19 protein-coding genes are annotated in these 20,037 nt (G+C 37.3%); 3 read left to right on the top strand and 16 right to left on the bottom strand.

Annotation, left to right across the window (positions count from 1 at the left end):
* Positions 1 to 875: 875 nt before the first annotated feature.
* Entirely contained in the window at positions 876 to 1,100 is a 225-nt protein-coding gene (locus QGM71_RS00680) for a helix-turn-helix domain-containing protein (protein ID WP_327605582.1), read from the top strand.
* A gap of 114 nt (positions 1,101 to 1,214) precedes the next feature.
* Here QGM71_RS00680 and QGM71_RS00675 read toward each other — a convergent pair whose 3' ends face one another.
* The 4 genes from QGM71_RS00675 to QGM71_RS00660 form a co-directional block, all read right to left on the bottom strand.
* A complete protein-coding gene (locus QGM71_RS00675) occupies positions 1,215 to 1,658 on the bottom strand; it encodes an acyl-CoA thioesterase (RefSeq protein ID WP_327605581.1) in 444 nt (147 codons plus the stop codon).
* Between the two features lie 78 nt (positions 1,659 to 1,736).
* Entirely contained in the window at positions 1,737 to 2,501 is a 765-nt protein-coding gene (sdhB, locus tag QGM71_RS00670; protein ID WP_327605580.1) for a succinate dehydrogenase iron-sulfur subunit, read from the bottom strand.
* A 2-nt stretch (positions 2,502 to 2,503) separates the two neighbouring features.
* Complete coding sequence (gene sdhA, locus QGM71_RS00665; protein ID WP_327605579.1) at positions 2,504 to 4,267, bottom strand: succinate dehydrogenase flavoprotein subunit; 1,764 nt, start codon at positions 4,265 to 4,267, stop codon at positions 2,504 to 2,506.
* Positions 4,268 to 4,296: 29 nt separating this feature from the next.
* Positions 4,297 to 4,917 carry a succinate dehydrogenase cytochrome b558 subunit gene (locus tag QGM71_RS00660; RefSeq protein WP_327605578.1) on the bottom strand — a complete coding sequence of 207 codons (621 nt, stop codon included), beginning with the start codon at positions 4,915 to 4,917 and terminating at the stop codon, positions 4,297 to 4,299.
* A 298-nt stretch (positions 4,918 to 5,215) separates the two neighbouring features.
* Here QGM71_RS00660 and QGM71_RS00655 point away from each other — a divergent pair, with 298 nt between their 5' ends.
* A complete protein-coding gene (locus QGM71_RS00655) occupies positions 5,216 to 5,653 on the top strand; it encodes a YslB family protein (RefSeq protein ID WP_327605577.1) in 438 nt (145 codons plus the stop codon).
* Between the two features lie 44 nt (positions 5,654 to 5,697).
* Here the strand turns inward: QGM71_RS00655 and uvrC are convergent, their stop codons facing one another.
* The 12 genes from uvrC to zapA form a co-directional block, all read right to left on the bottom strand.
* Positions 5,698 to 7,482 (bottom strand): excinuclease ABC subunit UvrC, encoded by a 1,785-nt coding sequence (gene uvrC / locus QGM71_RS00650; RefSeq protein ID WP_327605576.1) that lies wholly within the window; start codon positions 7,480 to 7,482, stop codon positions 5,698 to 5,700.
* A gap of 93 nt (positions 7,483 to 7,575) precedes the next feature.
* A complete protein-coding gene (trxA, locus tag QGM71_RS00645; RefSeq protein ID WP_327605575.1) occupies positions 7,576 to 7,890 on the bottom strand; it encodes a thioredoxin in 315 nt (104 codons plus the stop codon).
* Between the two features lie 179 nt (positions 7,891 to 8,069).
* Positions 8,070 to 9,041: an electron transfer flavoprotein subunit alpha/FixB family protein gene (locus tag QGM71_RS00640; protein WP_327605574.1), complete on the bottom strand. Its 972-nt coding sequence runs from the start codon at positions 9,039 to 9,041 to the stop codon at positions 8,070 to 8,072.
* Between the two features lie 27 nt (positions 9,042 to 9,068).
* On the bottom strand, positions 9,069 to 9,842 hold the full coding sequence (locus QGM71_RS00635) for an electron transfer flavoprotein subunit beta/FixA family protein (protein ID WP_327605573.1): 774 nt from the start codon (positions 9,840 to 9,842) through the stop codon (positions 9,069 to 9,071).
* An 18-nt stretch (positions 9,843 to 9,860) separates the two neighbouring features.
* On the bottom strand, positions 9,861 to 10,634 hold the full coding sequence (locus tag QGM71_RS00630) for an enoyl-CoA hydratase (protein WP_327605572.1): 774 nt from the start codon (positions 10,632 to 10,634) through the stop codon (positions 9,861 to 9,863).
* Between the two features lie 55 nt (positions 10,635 to 10,689).
* The gene (locus QGM71_RS00625) at positions 10,690 to 11,274 is read right to left on the bottom strand and encodes a TetR/AcrR family transcriptional regulator (RefSeq protein ID WP_327605571.1); all 585 of its coding nucleotides are present in this window, start codon (positions 11,272 to 11,274) and stop codon (positions 10,690 to 10,692) included.
* A 129-nt stretch (positions 11,275 to 11,403) separates the two neighbouring features.
* Positions 11,404 to 13,101, bottom strand: a complete 1,698-nt coding sequence (locus QGM71_RS00620; protein WP_327605570.1) for a long-chain-fatty-acid--CoA ligase — start codon at positions 13,099 to 13,101, stop codon at positions 11,404 to 11,406.
* A 190-nt stretch (positions 13,102 to 13,291) separates the two neighbouring features.
* On the bottom strand, positions 13,292 to 13,699 hold the full coding sequence (locus tag QGM71_RS00615) for a DUF350 domain-containing protein (protein WP_327605569.1): 408 nt from the start codon (positions 13,697 to 13,699) through the stop codon (positions 13,292 to 13,294).
* A 32-nt stretch (positions 13,700 to 13,731) separates the two neighbouring features.
* On the bottom strand, positions 13,732 to 16,074 hold the full coding sequence (locus QGM71_RS00610) for an endonuclease MutS2 (protein ID WP_327605568.1): 2,343 nt from the start codon (positions 16,072 to 16,074) through the stop codon (positions 13,732 to 13,734).
* Positions 16,075 to 16,088: 14 nt separating this feature from the next.
* The gene (gene polX / locus QGM71_RS00605) at positions 16,089 to 17,807 is read right to left on the bottom strand and encodes a DNA polymerase/3'-5' exonuclease PolX (RefSeq protein ID WP_327605567.1); all 1,719 of its coding nucleotides are present in this window, start codon (positions 17,805 to 17,807) and stop codon (positions 16,089 to 16,091) included.
* Between the two features lie 205 nt (positions 17,808 to 18,012).
* Positions 18,013 to 18,570: a CvpA family protein gene (locus QGM71_RS00600; RefSeq protein WP_327605566.1), complete on the bottom strand. Its 558-nt coding sequence runs from the start codon at positions 18,568 to 18,570 to the stop codon at positions 18,013 to 18,015.
* 3 nt (positions 18,571 to 18,573) lie between these two features.
* Entirely contained in the window at positions 18,574 to 18,837 is a 264-nt protein-coding gene (gene zapA / locus QGM71_RS00595) for a cell division protein ZapA (RefSeq protein ID WP_327605565.1), read from the bottom strand.
* A 141-nt stretch (positions 18,838 to 18,978) separates the two neighbouring features.
* Here zapA and rnhC point away from each other — a divergent pair, with 141 nt between their 5' ends.
* Positions 18,979 to 19,917, top strand: coding sequence for a ribonuclease HIII (rnhC, locus tag QGM71_RS00590; protein ID WP_327605564.1), 939 nt, complete (start codon positions 18,979 to 18,981; stop codon positions 19,915 to 19,917).
* Positions 19,918 to 20,037 lie beyond the last annotated feature (120 nt).

The following is a 20,037-nucleotide window of genomic DNA, read 5'->3' as shown; positions in this document are numbered from 1 at the left end:
GTCTTCGTAACATTTTACCACAACCATAGACGTAATATGAGAATTCCACACCCGAATTGCAGAAAATTGTTTTTTCCATTTTTTTCAGATAAGTATAAATTTGGCTGTATAAAACTCTTTGACAGCAAAAGCCAAGTCCAGAAAAGCTGATCTCCTTTTTCGAGGACGTCCTAGTTCCCTTCCAGCTTCCACTGAATCTAACTCAACATAACCCGGTTCGTTACAGATAAGGAAGGCCGACTTAAACCGGGCTTGTGCTTAGGCGCCGGCATAACCTTATGAAAGATAAACTTGACTTATCGTCAGAAATGGCGAAAGTCTAAGTGAAATCTTATACTCTGGAGTGGATCTCATACAACAGTAGAAGATCCACTAACTACGCCGCTCCTGAGCGGCAACGTCGACCCATCCGCGGGTGCGCGGGGGCAGCACATAGGTGATAAAACGGTCTCCCGCGCTTTTGTTCTTTCAAAAGCTTTTTTAAGAGCTTTTCATTCTTTCAAAAAAGACCTTAATATATACCGTAATATCCTGCTAAACTTATACGGAACTGTTTTTATTGTGTTAACACAGAATGATTATCAAAGGACGATAGTTGTTTCAACAGCATATTATTAATTAGTAGAATTCCGGCAAAATACTTTGTAACCCTAAAGAGGAATTCTCTAGAAGTTTTCTTTCGGCGAATAGTTGGAGGGGAGCTGTATAGAAATTAACTTAAGGACCTTCATGTTATCTATGGTTAATGTCAGGCATCTCTTATGTTTAGTCAGGGATAATTGTACGCACCGTTTTCACTAATCATCATAAGCTGATAAGGACTAAATAATTTCCCTTCAATCTGCAGCTCTATGACAGCAAGGAGGGGTTAACATTTGAAGGAAAACGAGTATAAACCGAAGCAATTACTAACAAAACGCGAAAAAGAAGTATTCGAACTCTTAGTACAAGATAAAACAACAAAGGAAATTGCCCAGGAGTTGTATATATCTGAAAAAACTGTCCGCAATCACATTTCAAATGCTATGCAAAAGTTAGGAGTCAAGGGGCGATCGCAAGCAGTAGTAGAGCTCCTTCGCATGGGGGAATTAAAGCTCTAAAAATAAAACCGACTTTCCTTTGATGGAGGTCGGTTTTATTTTATTCTTTGAAAGGTATAAGTACTGAGAAAAGCACATTTATAAATTGTTACGAAAACTATAAAGTAACTATTACTATTTCTCTAATAGTTTCTCTTTCATCGATTTATTTAAAGATACTGGTTTCCCGGTCTTTGGATTAACATAAACCAGTCTGCCCCGTCCTGTTATGGTGATTTCATCTTTAGCATTCAACCCCATATAATGCAGGTCAATAGACGTATTCCCTACATGATTAGCTTTTACAAATAGGTTCAGATTATTATTAAAGTACATTTGCTGAAGGAAGTCACATTGTAAATCAGCCACAATGGGAATACCTTCTGTACTCTCTAGATCACCAAATAAATTGACTGATTTTAAAAATTCAATTCGAGCTTCTTCAAAATAAATAAATGGAGATACATTATTGACGTGACCAAACATATCTGTCTCTGAGAATCGAATTTTTATAGGGATCGAAAAAGAAAATTCAGAACGCCACTTTTCAAGATCATTAATATATGTATTCGTTTTCAATGATAAATCTCCTTTCCTGTATAAAAAGACCCTCACCATTTGACTGGTAAGGGTCATTACACTTATAAGTCCAAGTTATTAATGTGCATGGTCACTACCAAAGAAATTTTTGAATGCTTGTATATTTGTTGCTCTATTCATAGCAGCGATAGAAGTTGTCAATGGTATCCCTTTCGGACAGACCTGAACACAGTTTTGAGCGTTACCGCAACCATCGATCCCTCCATCTTCCATTAACCCATCCAATCGCTCACTTGCATTCATTTCTCCTGTTGGATGTGCGTTAAATAATCTGGCCTGTGAAAGTGCTGCAGGTCCAATAAAGTTTGATTTGTCATTAACATTTGGACAAGCTTCTAAACAAACACCACAGGTCATACATTTCGACAATTCATATGCCCACTGACGTTTTTTCTCAGGCATACGCGGACCAGGACCCAAGTCATGCGTGCCATCAATTGGGATCCATGCTTTCACTTGTTTTAATGCATCGAACATACGCTCACGATCAACAATCAAGTCACGAACCACAGGAAATGTAGCCATAGGCGCTAAGCGTATTGGTTGTTCCAGCTTGTCAACGAGAGCTGCGCAGGATTGTCTTGCCGTTCCATTAATAACCATGGAGCAAGCACCGCAGACTTCTTCTAAGCAGTTCATATCCCAATAGACTGGAGTTGTTTTATCCCCGTTTGCATTTACAGGATTTTGCCGAATTTCCATCAATCCTGATATAACGTTCATGTTCTTACGGTAAGGAACATGAAACGTTTCTTCATAAGGATCAGATTCGGGGCTGTCTTGTCTAGTTATTATAAAAGTAACTGTCTGTTCTTCAGCCATCTTTACTTACTCCCTTCACTTTTTTTTGAATAGTCCCGTTTACGTGGTGGTATTAAGGACGTATCAACTTCTTCATAAGAAAATACAGGTGATTGCATTTCTTTATCAAAAGCTGCAATTGTAGTCTTTAACCATTCTTCATCATTACGTTCCGGAAATTCCGGTTTGTAATGAGCTCCACGGCTTTCGTTTCGATTATATGCACCAATTGTAATAACACGTGCAAGATGGAGCATATTTTTCAACTGACGTGTAAACATTACTCCTTGGTTACTCCAGCGTGATGTATCATTAATATTTATATTTTCCCAGCGTTCCAATAGTTCTTTAATTTTTTCATCTGTTTTCAGTAGTTTTTCATTATCACGTACTACTGTAACATTATCTGTCATCCATTCTCCAAGCTCTTTATGAATTTGGTAAGCATTTTCGCCACCATCCATATTTATAAGTGCTTCGAATTTCTCTTGCTCTTCTTTTTGTCTTGTTTCAAAGAGTTCAGGAGAGATGTCATCAACATGTTTTTCAAGACCATCGACATATTTAATTGCATTAGGACCAGCAACTGCACCGCCATAAATTGCAGATAGAAGTGAATTTGCACCTAGACGGTTTCCACCATGTTGTGAATAGTCACATTCACCAGCAGCAAATATTCCTGGGATATTTGTCATTTGGTCATAATCAACCCATAACCCACCCATAGAATAATGAACAGCAGGGAAAATCTTCATTGGTACTTTACGTGGATCTTCTCCAACGAATTTTTCATAAATTTCAATGATTCCACCAAGCTTTATATCAAGCTCTTTAGAATCCTTGTGTGATAGATCAAGGTAAACCATGTTTTCTCCATTAATACCAAGCTTTTGATTTACACATACGTCAAATATCTCACGTGTTGCAATATCACGTGGAACCAGGTTTCCATAAGCAGGATATTTTTCTTCTAAGAAGTACCAAGGTTCTCCATCCTTATATGTCCAAACACGGCCACCTTCTCCACGTGCTGATTCACTCATTAAGCGAAGTTTATCATCACCTGGAATTGCTGTCGGATGAATCTGAATGAATTCACCATTTGCGTATTTTGCACCTTGTTGATATAGAACACTCGCCGCTGATCCTGTATTTATGATCGAGTTTGTAGATTTACCGAAAATGATACCAGGTCCACCTGTTGCTATTATTGTTGCATCTGACGGGAATGATTTAATCTCATGTGTAGTAATATCCTGAGCTACAATTCCTCTTCCTACACCTTCCTCATCAATAATGGCTCCCACAAATTCCCAGCTTTCGAATTTTGTTACTAACCCTTCTACTTCAAAGCGGCGAACTTGCTCATCTAGTGCATATAATAATTGTTGTCCTGTAGTAGCCCCTGCGTATGCTGTACGATGATGCTGAGTTCCACCAAAGCGGCGGAAATCAAGCAAGCCCTCCGGTGTACGGTTAAACATAACCCCCATGCGATCCAACATATGAATAATACTTGGTGCAGCATCACACATAGCTTTTACTGGTGGTTGGTTTGCAAGAAAATCTCCACCATACACACTGTCATCAAAGTGAACAGATGGAGAATCTCCTTCTCCTTTTGTGTTAACGGCACCATTTATACCACCTTGGGCACACACAGAGTGAGAGCGTTTCACAGGTACAATAGAGAACAGATCTACATTTACCCCTGCTTCCGCTGCTTTAATTGTTGCCATTAAGCCGGCAAGTCCCCCGCCGACAACGGCTATTTTACGATTACTCATAGTTAATACTCACTCCCTTTTCGTTTAGATTAAGCTCCGTATGCAAATTGAATTAATGTTCTTATACCAAGGTAACTGATTGCCAAGAATATAAGCAGTGTTGCGTATGTAGCGATCTTTTGAGATTTTGGTGATTGTGTAAATCCCCAAGTCAGTAAGAAGCTCCATAGTCCATTTGCGAAATGGAACGTCGCGGAAATAACACCAATAACATAAAACCAAAACATAAATGGATTTGTTAAGATGCCTTCCATTAAACTATAGTTCAGCTCAACATTTCCCAGTCCGATTTGAACACGGGTTTCCCATACATGCCATGCAATAAAAACTAATGTAATTACTCCCGTTATACGTTGTAAATAAAACATCCAATTTCGGAAGTAACCGTAATTTTTCATATTGTTTCGTGCTACAAATACAATATAAACCCCTAAGATTGCATGAAACAAAATTGGTAAATAGATTACAAACGTTTCTAATAACAATACGAATGGAAGCCCTGCCATAAACCCTGCTGCATTATTAAAACTTTCTTCACCGTACACAGCAAAATGATTCACCACTAAGTGCTGAACCAAGAATATCCCGATAGGAACTACACCTAATAGTGAGTGTAATCTTCTGTAAAAAAACTCACGATGTTCTGCCATGTGTTACCCCCCCTTAGTAAAATGCTATAATATTTTGATTCGTACAGACTTAGACACTGTCTAAATTCTGGACTTTTTGTGACATGTTTATTGTACTTCTATCTACAAAAAGCGTCAAGAAAAGGAAACCTAAAATATAGAGTGGGAGTTTTATCCAAGTGCTATTTATTTTAGAAAAAAATCTTAATGCAGACTTGCGTAAACACCAAATTATATAGATAATGATACTAGTAAACTACTAATGAACGTCGTAATCTGTACCAAAATTTGTGGTTTTAAAATTGAAAGGATGACATCAATGTCTAAAAAGATAAGTCTACTATCGGTTTCTCAACTCGATAAATTACATACTGCCGGTGCTGGATATGATATCCTGCGCTATTTATGTTTACCCGAATTATTGGGTAGAGAGTCTAACACACTCTTATATTTTATGGGAAGAAACTTGGCTAGGAAATTTGACATAAAAAGCATGGAGGATGTTTTTATCCTATTTGAAAAATTGGGCTGGGGAAGATTGGAATTAATAAAAGAAAAGAGAAAAGAAACTATTTTTTACTTAATGGCAGATGCAGTTGTTCATCGATTAGAAGCACCAATCGATGCTGATTTCCGTCTGGAAGCAGGCTTTCTAGCTGAAGCTGTTCAGATCGTGGAAGGTATAGAATGTGAATGTATGGAAGAAATCAACTATAAGATTCATCAAATAGAATTCTCGGTACTATTCACAAAATAAAATAAGGAACATTATAGCCTGAATTTAGAAGGCTATAATGTTCCTTATTTACCAGATTCTTTATTTAAGTACAAGACTATATCCTGGGCTGTATTTCTTGGAATACCAAGCTTTGTTATATCATCCAAACTTGCTTCTCTAATTTCTCCTATTGATTTAAAGTGCGTTAACAATAGCCGTCTTCTTTTCTCACCAATCCCGGGAACTTTGTCTAATTCTGACTGAAACAACCCTTTCCCACGAAGCTGACGGTGAAAGGTAATGGCAAATCTGTGTACTTCGTCCTGAATCCGCTGGACAAGATAAAACTCCTGTGACTGTCTAGGTAAAGGGATTACCAGTGGTGGATTGCCATACAGTAATTCACTTGTTTTATGTCTATCATCTTTTGATAAACCACATAATGGTATATCCAGGTCAAGTTCATTTTCCAAAACATCCAGCGCGGCACTCATTTGTCCTTTGCCACCATCGACTACGATTAAGTCAGGTAAAGACAAACCCTCTTTTAGTACCCTTGTATATCTTCTTCTAATAACTTCTCTCATAGTTTCGTAGTCATCTGGTCCTTTAACATCTTTTATCTTATATTTACGATACTCTTTTTTATTTGGTCTGCCATCTATAAAAACAACCATAGCGGATACTGGATCCGTACCCTGTATGTTCGAATTATCAAAAGCCTCTATCCGCTGAGGTGTTTCAATATTTAATACTTCACCTAATTGCTCAACAGCTAAGATTGTTCTTGCCTCGTCGCGCTCAATTAATGAGAATTTCTCTTCTAATGCAATTGTGGCATTCTGATTAGCTAATTCCACTAATTCTTTTTTTCGTCCACGGTACGGTGTGTGTACATCAATATCTAAAAGCTCCTTTATTAACTCATCATTAGTTCCAATTGGAACAAGGATTTGTTTTGGCTTAGGATGATTTTGGTGAAGGTAAAACCTCCCAATATAACTGATGAAAGTTTCTTCTGGTGTATCAAAGAAAGGGAACACCCCGCCATCTCTTTCAATTAATTTCCCTTGTCTGATAAAGAACACCTGAATACACATCCAGCCTTTATCATAGCTGTACCCAAATATATCTCTGTCTGCATTATCATTTAAAGTCATTTTTTGTTGTTCCATAACTACTTCAATATGCTGAATCTGATCACGTAATTCTTTTGCCCGTTCAAAATTAAGTTCGTCACTGGCTTTAAGCATTTTATTTTTTATATCATTTTTTATTGTTTTATACCCTCCATGTAAAAAGGAGGTAATACTGCGTACTATTTCTTTATACTCCTTTGCAGAAGGTGCTTTCTCACTGCATGCCAGACATTGATTCATATGATAATAGAGACATGGTCTTCCGGGGGGATTATTACATTTTCGCAGCGGATACAACCGGTCGAGAAGCTTTTTAGTCTCTCTTGCGGCAATCACATTTGGATAGGGTCCAAAGTACTTTCCTTTATCCTTTTTCACCTTTCGGATGATCAGTAACCGTGGGTGTCTTTCGGATGTAATTTTTAAATATGGGTAGGACTTATCATCCTTTAGCATGACATTATATTTGGGATCATATTTTTTTATTAAATTCATTTCCAATATAAGCGCTTCAATTTCTGATGTTGTAACAATGTACTCAAAATCGTTAACTTCCTGAACTAACCGCTGAGTTTTCCGGTCATTAGCACCTGTAAAATAGGAGCGGACACGGTTTCTCAATAGCTTAGACTTACCAACATATATAATTGTACTATGCTTATCTTTCATTAGATAACAACCTGGTTGGGAGGGCAAGACAGCTAACTTTTGCTTAATTGTTTGATTCATTAAGACTCATTCCCTTAGCAATTTAGAAAATCCCCTGTTACGTTCGGCAACAAGGGATTTAAACATTCTCTTCTCTATCCTATTATAGACTCATTAAGCATGTTTGTTAATTAAATCTACAAGTGCTTCTTTTGGCTGAAAACCAATCACTTGATCTACAACATTACCGTCTTTAAACAATAATAATGTCGGGATGCTCATAACACCATATTTACCGGCAGTCTCCTGATTTTCGTCCACATCCAATTTTACGATTTGAACTTTATCTTCCATTTCGCCATCAATTTCTTCTAATACTGGGGCGATCATTTTACAAGGTCCACACCATGGAGCCCAAAAATCTGCCAACACCAAGCCCTCGGCGACTTCTTTTGCGAAATTTTGATCAGTTACATTTTCTATAGCCATACATTATTCCTCCTCATTAAAGCATTAATTCTAAACATGAGTATAACATCGTTAGTATTTCCTTACTAATAATCTGCTTATTCATTTCTAGGTGATTTTATAAAAGGTGTATACCGTTATATGGTATATTATTCCCTATAAAAATAGCCATCACTAGGCAATGGCTATTTTTATATTTACTATTTAATTTTTTTAATTTCCTCAATGAGTAATGGAATTATTTCAAACAAGTCTCCAACGATGCCGTAATCTGCTACATTGAATATGTTCGCTTCTGGATCTTTATTTATTGCAACGATAACTTTTGAGTTTGACATGCCTGCCAAATGTTGAATGGCACCAGATATCCCTACTGCAATATACAGGTCTGGGGTGACTACTTTACCTGTTTGACCTATCTGCAAGGAGTAATCACAATATTCAGCATCACACGCACCACGTGATGCACCTACTGCCCCTCCCAATACTTCAGCAAGTTCGTATAGTGGTTTAAATCCTTCATCACTCTTTACTCCGCGGCCACCGGCTATAATTACATTTGCCTCAGATAAATCAACACCCTCAGATGCTTTACGTATTACTTCTTTAATAATTGTACGGATGTCTGCAACGTCTACATTTTTAGTGCTAATATCACCAGATCGTGATTCGTCACGTTCTAACATAGGAATATTGTTCGGTCTGATTGTTACAAACGTTATTCCACTAGTAATAATTTTTTTCTCAAACGCTTTACCAGAGTATATTGGTCTGGTAAATTGAACTTTTTCAGCAACTTTTTCTATTTCTACTGCGTCAGATACTAGACCGGTGTTCAGTTTACTGGCCAGTTTAGGGGTTAAATCTTTACCTATCGATGTATGTCCCATTACTATTCCATCTGGAGACTCATCGTTAATGACAGCTAGTATAGCTTGACCATACCCTTCCGATGTATACGTTTTCAATTTTTCATGTGAAACGGCAATAACACGATCAGCACCATAATAGATCATTTCCTGTGCTTGATTTTCTAAATTCTCATCCCCACATAGTACACCAACGATTTCTCCGTCAGATTTTATTTTTTTTGCTGCGGCAATTGCTTCAAATGTTACATTACGTAATGAACCTTCTCTTGTTTCACCAATTACTAGTATTTTATTACTCATGAGAGTTACTCCTTTCTTTATGCATGATTACAGTACTTTTGCTTCGTTCTTAAGTAATGAGACTAATTCTTGTACTTGATCTTCCAGTTCACCTTCAAGTACTCTGCCTGCTTCTTTTTCAGGTGGTAGAAATATTTCAACCGTTTTGGTTTTTGGTTCTACATCCTCTTCTTCTAGATCAAGATCATCAATCTCTAATTCTTCCAACGGTTTCTTCTTCGCTTTCATGATTCCTGGAAGTGAAGGGTAACGCGGATCGTTTAGACCTTGCTGACATGTTACAAGTACTGGAAGTTTCGTCGCAACAATTTCTACATCGCCTTCTACATCTTTTTCGATAGTAACTGAATCTCCATCGATTTTTAAGCTTGTAATTGTAGTGACATACGGGATTCCTAAGCTTTCAGCTAGCCTTGGTCCTACTTGGCCACTTGCTTCATCAATCGCTACATTCCCTGCAAGAATTAAATCTGCTTCTTTTCCCTCAAAGTAAGCTTCTAATATTTTAGCAGTAGTATATTGATCTCCATCTTCAAGATCATCTTCCGTATTGATTATTACTGCTTTGTCCGCGCCCATAGCTAAGGCTGTGCGCAGTTGCTTTTCTGAATCTTCATCTCCAACAGTTACAACTGTAACTTCTCCACCATGTGCATCACGCTGGTTTATTGCCTCTTCAACTGCGTATTCGTCATATGGATTTATAATGAATTCCGCTCCATCATCTTCAATCCGACCATTTGAAACAGAAATCTTTTCCTCTGTATCAAATGTCTTTTTTAATAATACATAAATATTCATGTTACATCCTCCTTTAGTTTACTTATCCTGGAAGTTTGGTTGGCGTTTCTCCATAAAAGCCTGTACGCCTTCTTTTGCATCATCAGATCCAAAAATCTTGCCAAAAGCCCTTGCCTCTGCTTTAACACCTTCAGTAAATTGTTCTGTTTTAGCAAATGGAATCAAATGCATGACACTAGTTATTGTTAACTTACTTTTTGCAGCAATTTTTTCTGCTAGTTTCGTAGCTTCCGAGAAAATATCACCTTCCGCTACTACTATATTAGCAAGACCTAAATCATAAGCCTCTTTGCCGCTTACAGGATCTCCAGTTAATATCATCTCGTACGCCTTTGTAGATCCGACATAGTGAGGTAATCGTTGAGTTCCTGCAAACCCTGGAATAATACCCAAAGATAACTCTGGCAGGCCAAGCTTTGCGTTCTCGGTAACAATCCTCATGTGACAAGCCATCGCAAGTTCTAATCCCCCACCAAGAGATGCTCCGTGAATGGCTGCAATAACAGGAATTGAGAAATGCTCGATTCTATCAAATAATACCTGCCCTTTTTCTGCTAATGATTGGTAGTCTGATGCATTCTGAAGTGATGTAAATTCTTTTATATCCGCTCCTGCAGAGAAAAATTTACCTTCACCTTTTAGTATAATCGCTTTTACCACATTATTCTTCTCAATCTCATCCAGCACACTCGATAAATCATTTAAAAGTTTACTAGATAACGCATTAGCTGGTGGACTCTGGATCGTTATGTGTGCGACGTTGTTTTTCAGTTCGTATGTTAATGTTCCCAAGACCAATCCTCCTTTCCTAGTTGTATTCATTAAACTGATTTTAGTAACTCAGATACTATTCTACAGAAATACCGTTCGTTAATAAAGCATGAACACTATGAGCTTGTTTTACTAAATCATACTTACGCTCTTTCATGACCCAATTTGTAACTGTTTCGTCTAAAGTCCCGAAGATCATTTGCCGTACAAGAGGAAGATTTAATTCATCTCGAAACAGCTTTTCTTCGATTCCCTCTTTTATAATCGTATCTATAACGGTTAAGTAGGGTTTTAATTCTTTATTAATTTGCAAGCGTAAAGTTGAATCCGATTGTCTTAATTCCAATTGAGTTACTATTGCCAAGTGATGATCTTCTGAAAGCTGGCGGAAATGCATTTCTATTAGTGTCAGTAATTTTTGATTTGCGTTTTCCTGCTTATTTATACTACTAATAATCTGGTCAATAAATTGTCCCATTCTCTCTTCAAAGACAGAAACAAGGATATCTTCTTTATTTTTAAAATAAAGATAAATAGTTCCGTCAGCAACACCAGCTTTTTTAGCAATTTTAGAGACCTGTGAAGCATGATATCCATTTTCTGCAATTACTATTACTGCAGCATCAATAATTTGTTTGAATTTCGGTTTATTCTTTTTCATGTTATTCTCCTTAGAACGTACAATATCATAAACTGAATGAATAATCATTCATTAGTTATTGTAACGATCCAATTAAATTCTGTCAATATAAAGCTTGTACTATCTTCTGAAAAAAAATGAGCAGTTCGCTCAAATTGTAGTGCTGCTTTCCTTACTGTTTTCTTTCTCTTCATCTACAAGTTTTCTTCTTAAAATTTTCCCGACAGCTGTTTTTGGTAATTCACTACGAAATTCATATAATCTTGGTACCTTGTATGCTGCTAAATGTTTTCTGCAAAATCCATTTAATTCTTCCTCATCAACAGTATAACCTTCTTTTAACACTACATATGCTTTTACTGTTTCTCCACGGTAAGGATCCGGAATACCTGCGACTACCGCCTCTTGAATTCCTTCATGTTCATAAAGCACTTCTTCTACCTCTCTCGGATAAATGTTATATCCTCCTGCTATAATCATGTCTTTTTTTCGATCTACAACGTAAAAGTATCCATCTTCATCCATGTATCCAAGATCACCAGTATACAACCAGCCATCTTTGAGTACGTTATCTGTTTCCTCCTGATTATTCCAGTAACCTTGCATTATCTGAGGCCCTTTTACAGCTATTTCACCAACTTCACCAATATCTGCTTCTTCATCAGATTCCATTCTGTAAATGGCAGAATCTGTATCAGGCCATGGTATACCTATACTGCCACTAACTCTGTTCTCCCAAACAAGATTTGCATGGGTAACTGGTGACGATTCAGTTAATCCGTAACCTTCTACTAATCTTCCTCCAGTAATTTTCTCAAATTGTTCCTGAACTTCGGCAGGCAATGGTGCTGAGCCACTGATACACGCTTTAATAGAAGATAAGTCATACTTTTTAATATCTGGATGATTCAAAAGACCAATATAAATAGTCGGTGCTCCTGGAAATAAAGTAGGTTTCTGTTTTTGAATCGTCTTCAGTACATCTCCGGCATCAAATTTCGGAAGTAAAACCATTTTAGAACCTATCATAACCGAATTAATCATTACTGTAGTCATACCGTATACGTGAAAAAATGGTATTACACCAAGTATAATTTCCTCACCCTTTTTCGTCTTATAAAGCCAGGCATCACACATCTGAACGTTTGCTACTAAGTTATAATGTGTCAGCATAACCCCTTTCGGATTTCCTGTTGTTCCACCAGTATACTGTAATAAAGCCAAATCTTTTACAGGATCAATATCTACACTTTGATAATCTTCAGAAGTCTGGTCGATCATTGATTTCCAAACATGAGTGTCTTCACTTTGTTCTACTTTAACTACGATACTATATTGCTTTTTTTGAATAAACGGATAAATAAGATTCTTCGGAAAGGGTAAATAGTCCTTTATACCGGTAACAATTGTATGTTTTATAGCTGTGTTTGCGCGAATGTTTGTTACACGGGGCAGTAATATATCTAAACAAACAATTAATGTAGCGTCAGAATCTTTTAACTGATATTCCAATTCTCTTTCTGTGTACAAAGGGTTTGTTTGAACGACAATAGCACCGGCCATCAGAGCAGCATAATAACTGATTACTGCCTGTGGACAATTCGGTAACATGATAGCCACCTTATCCCCTTTTTGCAATTCTAATTTTTGCATGTAATTAGCCATTTTTCTTGATTCCTGGTAAAGCTCAGTAAAAGAAAGCTCTTTCCCCAAAAAATAAAGCGCTTTCTTTTCTCCGTACACCTTTGCACTTTCTTCCAAAAATGCATGTAAGGGTTTCTCGTCATACTTAATAGTTGTTGAAATTTCCGATGGATAATGTTTGTGCCATTTTTTTATTTTTTCCATAAACTCTCCTCCTTTATTACTAGTTTATACTTATTATACAGATTAATTTCTATTTTTGAAATATTACGTGATAATTTTTTAATAAATTAATTAATACTGTATTCTATACCAAATAATAAACACCCACAATGACAAAAATTATTGCCACTGCTATTAGTACTTTTGCTAAAGTTTCCACTATCTTCTCCCCTTATATAATACTGGCACCAATTACAAATGCTAATCCTATGGAAATAATCATGGCAATAAAACCAACTGCTTTATTACCTTTTCCAATCTCCTCATCAACCTTTATTGAAGGTGTAAGAAATTCAAATATAATATAGCCAAACAATAACAACAGAAAGCCGAAAGTCCCCCAGCCAACACTTTGAAGTAAAGTATCATTATGTTCAATGGAATAGCGGAAGATAGTAGCTATCCCAAATATCTTTCCGCCTGTCGCCATTGCCACTGCAAGATTTCCCTTTCTTATCTCATCCCAATTCTTATAGGATGTAACAAGTTCAAAGATGGCCAAAAAAACAAGAGTACATAAGATTACAACACTGTATCTGGCTGTTGTTTCTACAATTATATTTTCCCAAAAGCCATTCATGGACAAACACCTTCTCCCTTGTTACATGTATTCTATCTGAATTCAATTATGGTAATACCACTTCCTCCTTCACTGGAAGACCCAGGTCGGGAAGAAACAATACTAGGGTGTTTTTTTACAAATTCTTGTACACCCTTCCTTAATGCACCTGTACCTTTACCGTGAATTATAGATACATTTGGATATCCTGCAAGTAACGTATCATCAATATATTTCTCGAGTTTTATTAATGCGTCATCAAAGCGTTCCCCACGAAGATCCAATTCTGTGCTTACATGGTAACTGGATCCCTTTATCGTTGCTAAAGGCTTTTCGAACGTTTGCTTCTTTTTCCCAATTAATTGCAGATCTTTCCTCTTTACTTTTACTTTCATAATACCAACTTGTATTAAATATTCATTTTTAGCTATTCTTTCCAAGACTTCACCTTTTTGATTAACTGTAAGCAGCTTAATTTCATCTCCCGGTTGGAGATCGTTATCTGATACCGGTGTTACATTCACACTGGGGTCTTTCCTTTTGGCAAGGTTGGGCCTGGCATCTTCCAGCATTTTCTTTGCTTCAATCCATTCATGTTCTTTTAGATGAACTTCTGTTTTCATATTGCGAATCTCATCAACGATTAATTCTGCTTCCTCACGTGCCTTGTTCAAGGCCTTTTCTGCTTTCTCTTCCGCTTTCTTAAATAATGTTTCCCGTTTTTGTTCAAACTGCTTCCACATTGTCTCAATTTCATCCCGGAGTGCTTCGCTTTCCAGCAGTATCTGATGTGCATCCTCATAATCCTTCTTTGCCTGCGTTTGGGAATCCTCGAGCGATGCAATCATATTGTCCACACTTTTTGAGTCAACACCGATATGAACTTTGGCATGTTCAATTACGTTTTCCTTCAATCCTAAGCGCTTAGAAATATCAAATGCATTGCTTCTGCCAGGTACCCCAATCAACAAACGGTACGTTGGCTGAAGTGTCTGTACATTGAATTCCACTGAAGCATTAATTACATTCTCTCGATTGTAGCCATAAGCCTTCAGTTCCGGGTAATGGGTAGTAGCAATAATTCGAGCTCCGCGGGAAACTACCTCATCTAAAATTGACATTGCTAAGGCGGCACCCTCCTGTGGATCAGTTCCAGCTCCTAATTCATCAAACAATACCAATGTTTGATGATCAACTTTTTCTAGAATATCCACGATGTTTGTCATATGGGAGGAAAAGGTGCTTAGATTTTGTTCAATTGATTGTTCGTCACCAATATCTGCAAATACATTTTCAAATACTGCCATCTCACAGCCATCAAATGCTGGAATTTGTAAACCGGATTGCGCCATTAGTGTACAAAGGCCAACCATTTTTAATGTTACTGTCTTACCACCAGTATTTGGGCCTGTAATTACAATCGTTGTATATGATTCACCAATCTCTACATCATTAGCCACTACCTCATCCGCTGCAATTAATGGATGTCGTGCCTGCTGCATTTTTATTATGCCGTTATTATTAATTTTTGGCATAGCAGCCTTCATTTGCTTCCCTAAATTAGCTCGTGCGAATATAAAGTCGATTTGTGCCAAAACGGTTACATTTTCATTTAAGAAAATCTCCTGGCTGGCAATGTGTTCACTTAATTCACGTAATATGCGGTCTATTTCCTGCTTTTCTTTTATTGATGCTTCCTGCAGCTGATTATTCAAGTCAACTACCGCTTTTGGTTCCATAAATAACGTTTGACCTGAAGCAGACTGATCATGAACGATTCCACCAATTGAGCCACGGTATTCATGTTTCACGGGTAATACGTACCTGTCATTACGTATAGTTATTAACGCATCAGAAAGCATGTTACTCTTTGTCTTTGTATAACTATCCAGTTTATCGCGTACTCTGCTTTCAAAGGTGCGAATAGAAGAGCGGATGCCACGAAGTTTTTGAGAAGCACTATCCATTACATGTCCATGATCGTCAATACAGTTTTTTATATGCTGTTCGAGATCTCTGAGGGGTGTAACCCGATCAGCAAGCCCATTTAAAATGGTGAGATCCTCTTCCATTTTTTCAATAAAATCTTTTACCTGTCTGCCTCCATAGATTGTATTAGCTACATCAAGACATTCTTTGGTTGTTAGTACACCACCTATCACACTGCGCTTGAGACTCGCACGGATGTCAGAAATACCACCTAGTGGAATAGCTGCGTTTAAGCGAATTACTTGCACAGCTTCATCTGTCTCCATTTGCAGCTCCACTACTTTTGCAATATCAGTAGATGGCTTTAATTGTAGAGCCAGCTCTTTTCCTAATGACGTTGCTGCCTGGTTACTCAGCTGTTCTGTAATTTTATTAAATTCAAGTACTCGAAGAATTCTTTCATTCATCCATTGTTGCTCCTTTATTTGTTACGATTAAAATAAGCGATAAGCTTTTCTTTTGACCAAGTATTTAAAACATTTTCTTTTTGTACCCATCCTTTTCTTGCCACACCTACACCATACTTCATATGATCAAGCATTTGATAATTATGGGCATCTGTATTAATTGCCAGTGTAACGCCCATTTCCTGTGCTTTGCGGGACCATTCTGAGGATAAATCCAAACGATTGGGATTTGCGTTTATTTCCAGTGCGGTATTTGTTTCTTTTGCCCGTATCATTAGTTTATTCAAATCGACCTTATACCCTTCTCTTCTCCCAATTAGTCTGCCCGTTGGATGTGCAATCAGAGATACGAAGGGATTATCCAAAGCAGCATTCAAACGAGCCATAATTTTATCCTCAGTTTGATTAAAACTGGAATGGATGGCACCAATTACAAAATCCATTTCCTGCAGAAAGTCGGCTGAAAAATCAAGTCTGCCATCTGGCAGGATATCCATTTCTACACCAGCAAAGATATGGATGTCAGTATATTTATCATTTAATCTATTAATTTCTTCTCGTTGCTTTCTCAATCTTGTTTCATCCAGCCCGTTTGCTACTTTCAAATACTTGGAATGATCAGTAATTGCCATAAACTCATATTTCTTCTTTCGAGCCTGGTTCACCATTTCTTCTAATGTTTGTGCACCGTCACTTCCCGTGGTATGCATGTGTAAATCTCCGCGGATATCTGTTAACTCAATCAGGGGAACAGCATTTTTAAAAGCTTCTACTTCCCCAGTATTCTCTCTTACCTCAGGCGGAATATAATTTAATCCAAAATGATTGAAAAATTCTTCCTCGTCTTTAAATGTTAGCACTTCATTCGTTTCTTCTACTTCCACACCATACTCGTTAATTTTCTCACCTTGCGATTTGGCAAGCTGTCTTAATGCTACGTTATGATCTTTTGACCCGGTAAAATGATGAAGCGTAGAAGCAAATTCCTCTTTTTCAACTAAACGAAAATCCACATTTATATCATAGATTTCATCAAGTGTTACAGACACCTTTGTATCACCTTTAGCGATAACCTCTTTGATGTTTTCTATTTTCAGCAGTTCGTCCCGTACCTTCAAAGGAGTGTCGGTAGCTATAATAAAATCAATGTCCTTAATTGTTTCACGCATTCTGCGTAAACTTCCGGCCCGTGAAAAGTTAATAACTCCATCCATTTCTTTTACATATGCTTCAATCTTTTCGGCAATCGGAAGCATCAAAGCAATAGGCAAACGGTTTGGACGTTTGCCAGACTCCTCCAGAGCAGCCAAAATTTTCTCTGCTGATCTTTTTCCAAATCCAGCAAGACTTTCTACTTGGCCGTTCTCAATTGCTTTTTTCAATGTTGGCCCATCTGTCACACCAAGTTCCTTATATAATTTCGATAGCTTTTTTCCGCCTAAGCCCGGCAAGTTAAGCAAAGGGATTAATCCATCAGGTATTTCTTCTTCTAATATACGGAGGGTATCTGAAATGCCGGTTTGTATATACTCTTCAATCACTGTACTGGTTCCTTTGCCGATCCCTTTAATTTTCGTAAAGTCCTCGATGTTTGTTAATGATCTGTCATCACGCTCAAGCGCCTGGGCTGCTCGTCGGTATGCGCTGATTTTAAAAGGGTTTTCTCCTTTAAGTTCTAGGTATATTGCTATTTTTTCGAGTAGTTTAATAACGTCCTTTTTATTAACTTCCATTTCTTCTTCACCCACTCTTAGTAATAATAAAGTGAACCACAGTTCAGCTGTTGTCTGGTACATTTCCCAATTAGTTTCTTAAGGGGAAGCTCACTTCTGCGTCATTTAGATAAAATACGATAAAAAGACTGATTCAACTTAGATAATACCTATTGTACATGACATACAAATGTATCCCTAACACTTTGAATCAGTCTCGGTATCCCTATTTGATATTAAATAAATTGACTATATTTAAGAACCATAATTCTCTTATTTTCTCTGACAAATATGGTGTATTTTCTAAGATATTCAGCGCTATGGATGAATCATTTATCCAGTCCTGAATGCCAGCAATTGGTGTCAGAGCAAGAATATATAAGGCAATGAAAAGTAAGAGATACACTTCTACAAACCCTAAAACAGCCCCAAGTATTTTGTTAATCGAATTTAAAATAGGTAATGATGCTATAAAATCAAGCATAGAAGCTATGATTTGTAATACGATTTTCACAGCAATAAAGATTAATACAAATGCTATGGCGTTATAAAAGCCGTTTTCCAGTGGCAGGGCATGCAGAAATTCTGCCCACGCACTGTCATCAGACAAATCCGGGTAAGGAACCCATAATGATAGTACGGGACCAAGCCTATCATAGTACATTGTTGCTACAATGAAAGCTACAACAAACCCTATCAAATGAACTAGTTGTAGAATTAAACCTCTCTTTAATCCAATTAAAAAACCAAAAATTAACAATATGACTATAATTATATCAAACATACTTTATTTATCCTCTTTCTTCTTTAGTGAACCCAGCAATTTAGCATAGTCCTCTTTTAGTTTCAAATAATCATTCATTGTGTTAACAGCTGTCAGGACAGCTAATTTTGTTGTATCTAAATGCAAGTTAGAACCTTGAATCTCACTCATTTTCTGATCAACGAGACTCGCAACCAGTCGAACATGGCTTGCGGATTCCTCACCTACTATCGTATATGATTTATTATGTATTTCCACTGTTATGCGTGATTTATCGTTATGGGCCACACGTTTACCCTCCTGCCTAAGAAAATTGGTCACTTAATATTAACACGAAGTAAAGCATTTAGGAAAGACTTCTTAATTAACATTTCATTATTAATTATATTTTGCTATAGTCTACATATGGACTTGAATGGAGAGATAAATGTGCCACAGACCGTTTACGTATTAACCACAAAAACCATAAACAGGATGAAGATCGCTTACAGCAGCTCACTTGTTTCCCCACCACAGGGAGCAGTTTTTCGTGCAAAGACCGAAAATGCCGTTATTACCGCTTATAAATCCGGCAAGGTTCTTTTTCAAGGAAATTCACCAGAAGTAGAAGCTCAACAATGGGCTGATCAAGCTGGTAACCTAAGCACCGTTGGAAAATCAAATCACAAACAACAGGCAACGACAAAATATACACCACCATCCACTTTATTCAATAGTAGTCATATTGGTTCTGATGAAGCTGGTACTGGTGATTATTTCGGACCCATTACGGTGGCCTGTGTCTATGTGGGACAAAATCAAATTGAGACACTCAAAGAACTTGGTGTAAAGGACTCAAAAAATTTAACCGACCCAACGATTAAAAAATTATCCAAAGAAATAGTTAAGATGGCGATACCTTACTCACTACTTGTTTTACATAATAAAAAATATAACACCCTTCAAAAAAAGGGGTGGACGCAAAGTAAAATGAAGGCAATGCTTCACCATCATGCGATTAACAGTCTTGTTAACAAGATTGGAAATGCCCCATTGAATGGCATACTGGTCGATCAGTTTTGCGAGCCAGCAGTATATATAAAGCACATTTCTACGGAAAAACAATCCCTTGCTGAGAAGACATACTTTATGACTAAAGCTGAAAGCTACTCGATTGCTGTAGCTGCTGGATCCATAATTGCCAGAACCAGTTTTCTTAAAGAAATGGACAAACTGTCAGAGATGGTTGGGGCAACATTACCAAAGGGCGCCTCGAAGAAAGTGGATCAGACCATTGCAAAATTAATAAATGATAAAGGGGAAGCTTCCTTAAACGCCTGTGCAAAAACGCATTTCGCAAATACTAAAAAAGCACGCGCTTATTTGTAAGTTTTATTTCTCTCGAACCTCCCCCGCTAATTGCCAGGCAATTTGAAGGAGTCTTCTGGTGTCGAAGGATAAATTTATTTTAAAAAGCGATACAGCAATCGCTGTATCGCTTTTTTAATA

It is taken from the genome of Virgibacillus tibetensis (genome assembly GCF_036026595.1).
Lineage (GTDB): Bacteria > Bacillota > Bacilli > Bacillales > Amphibacillaceae > Virgibacillus_P > Virgibacillus_P tibetensis.
The sequence above is the reverse complement of the archived record's forward strand: the minus strand, read 5'-3'. Positions and strand labels throughout refer to the sequence as shown.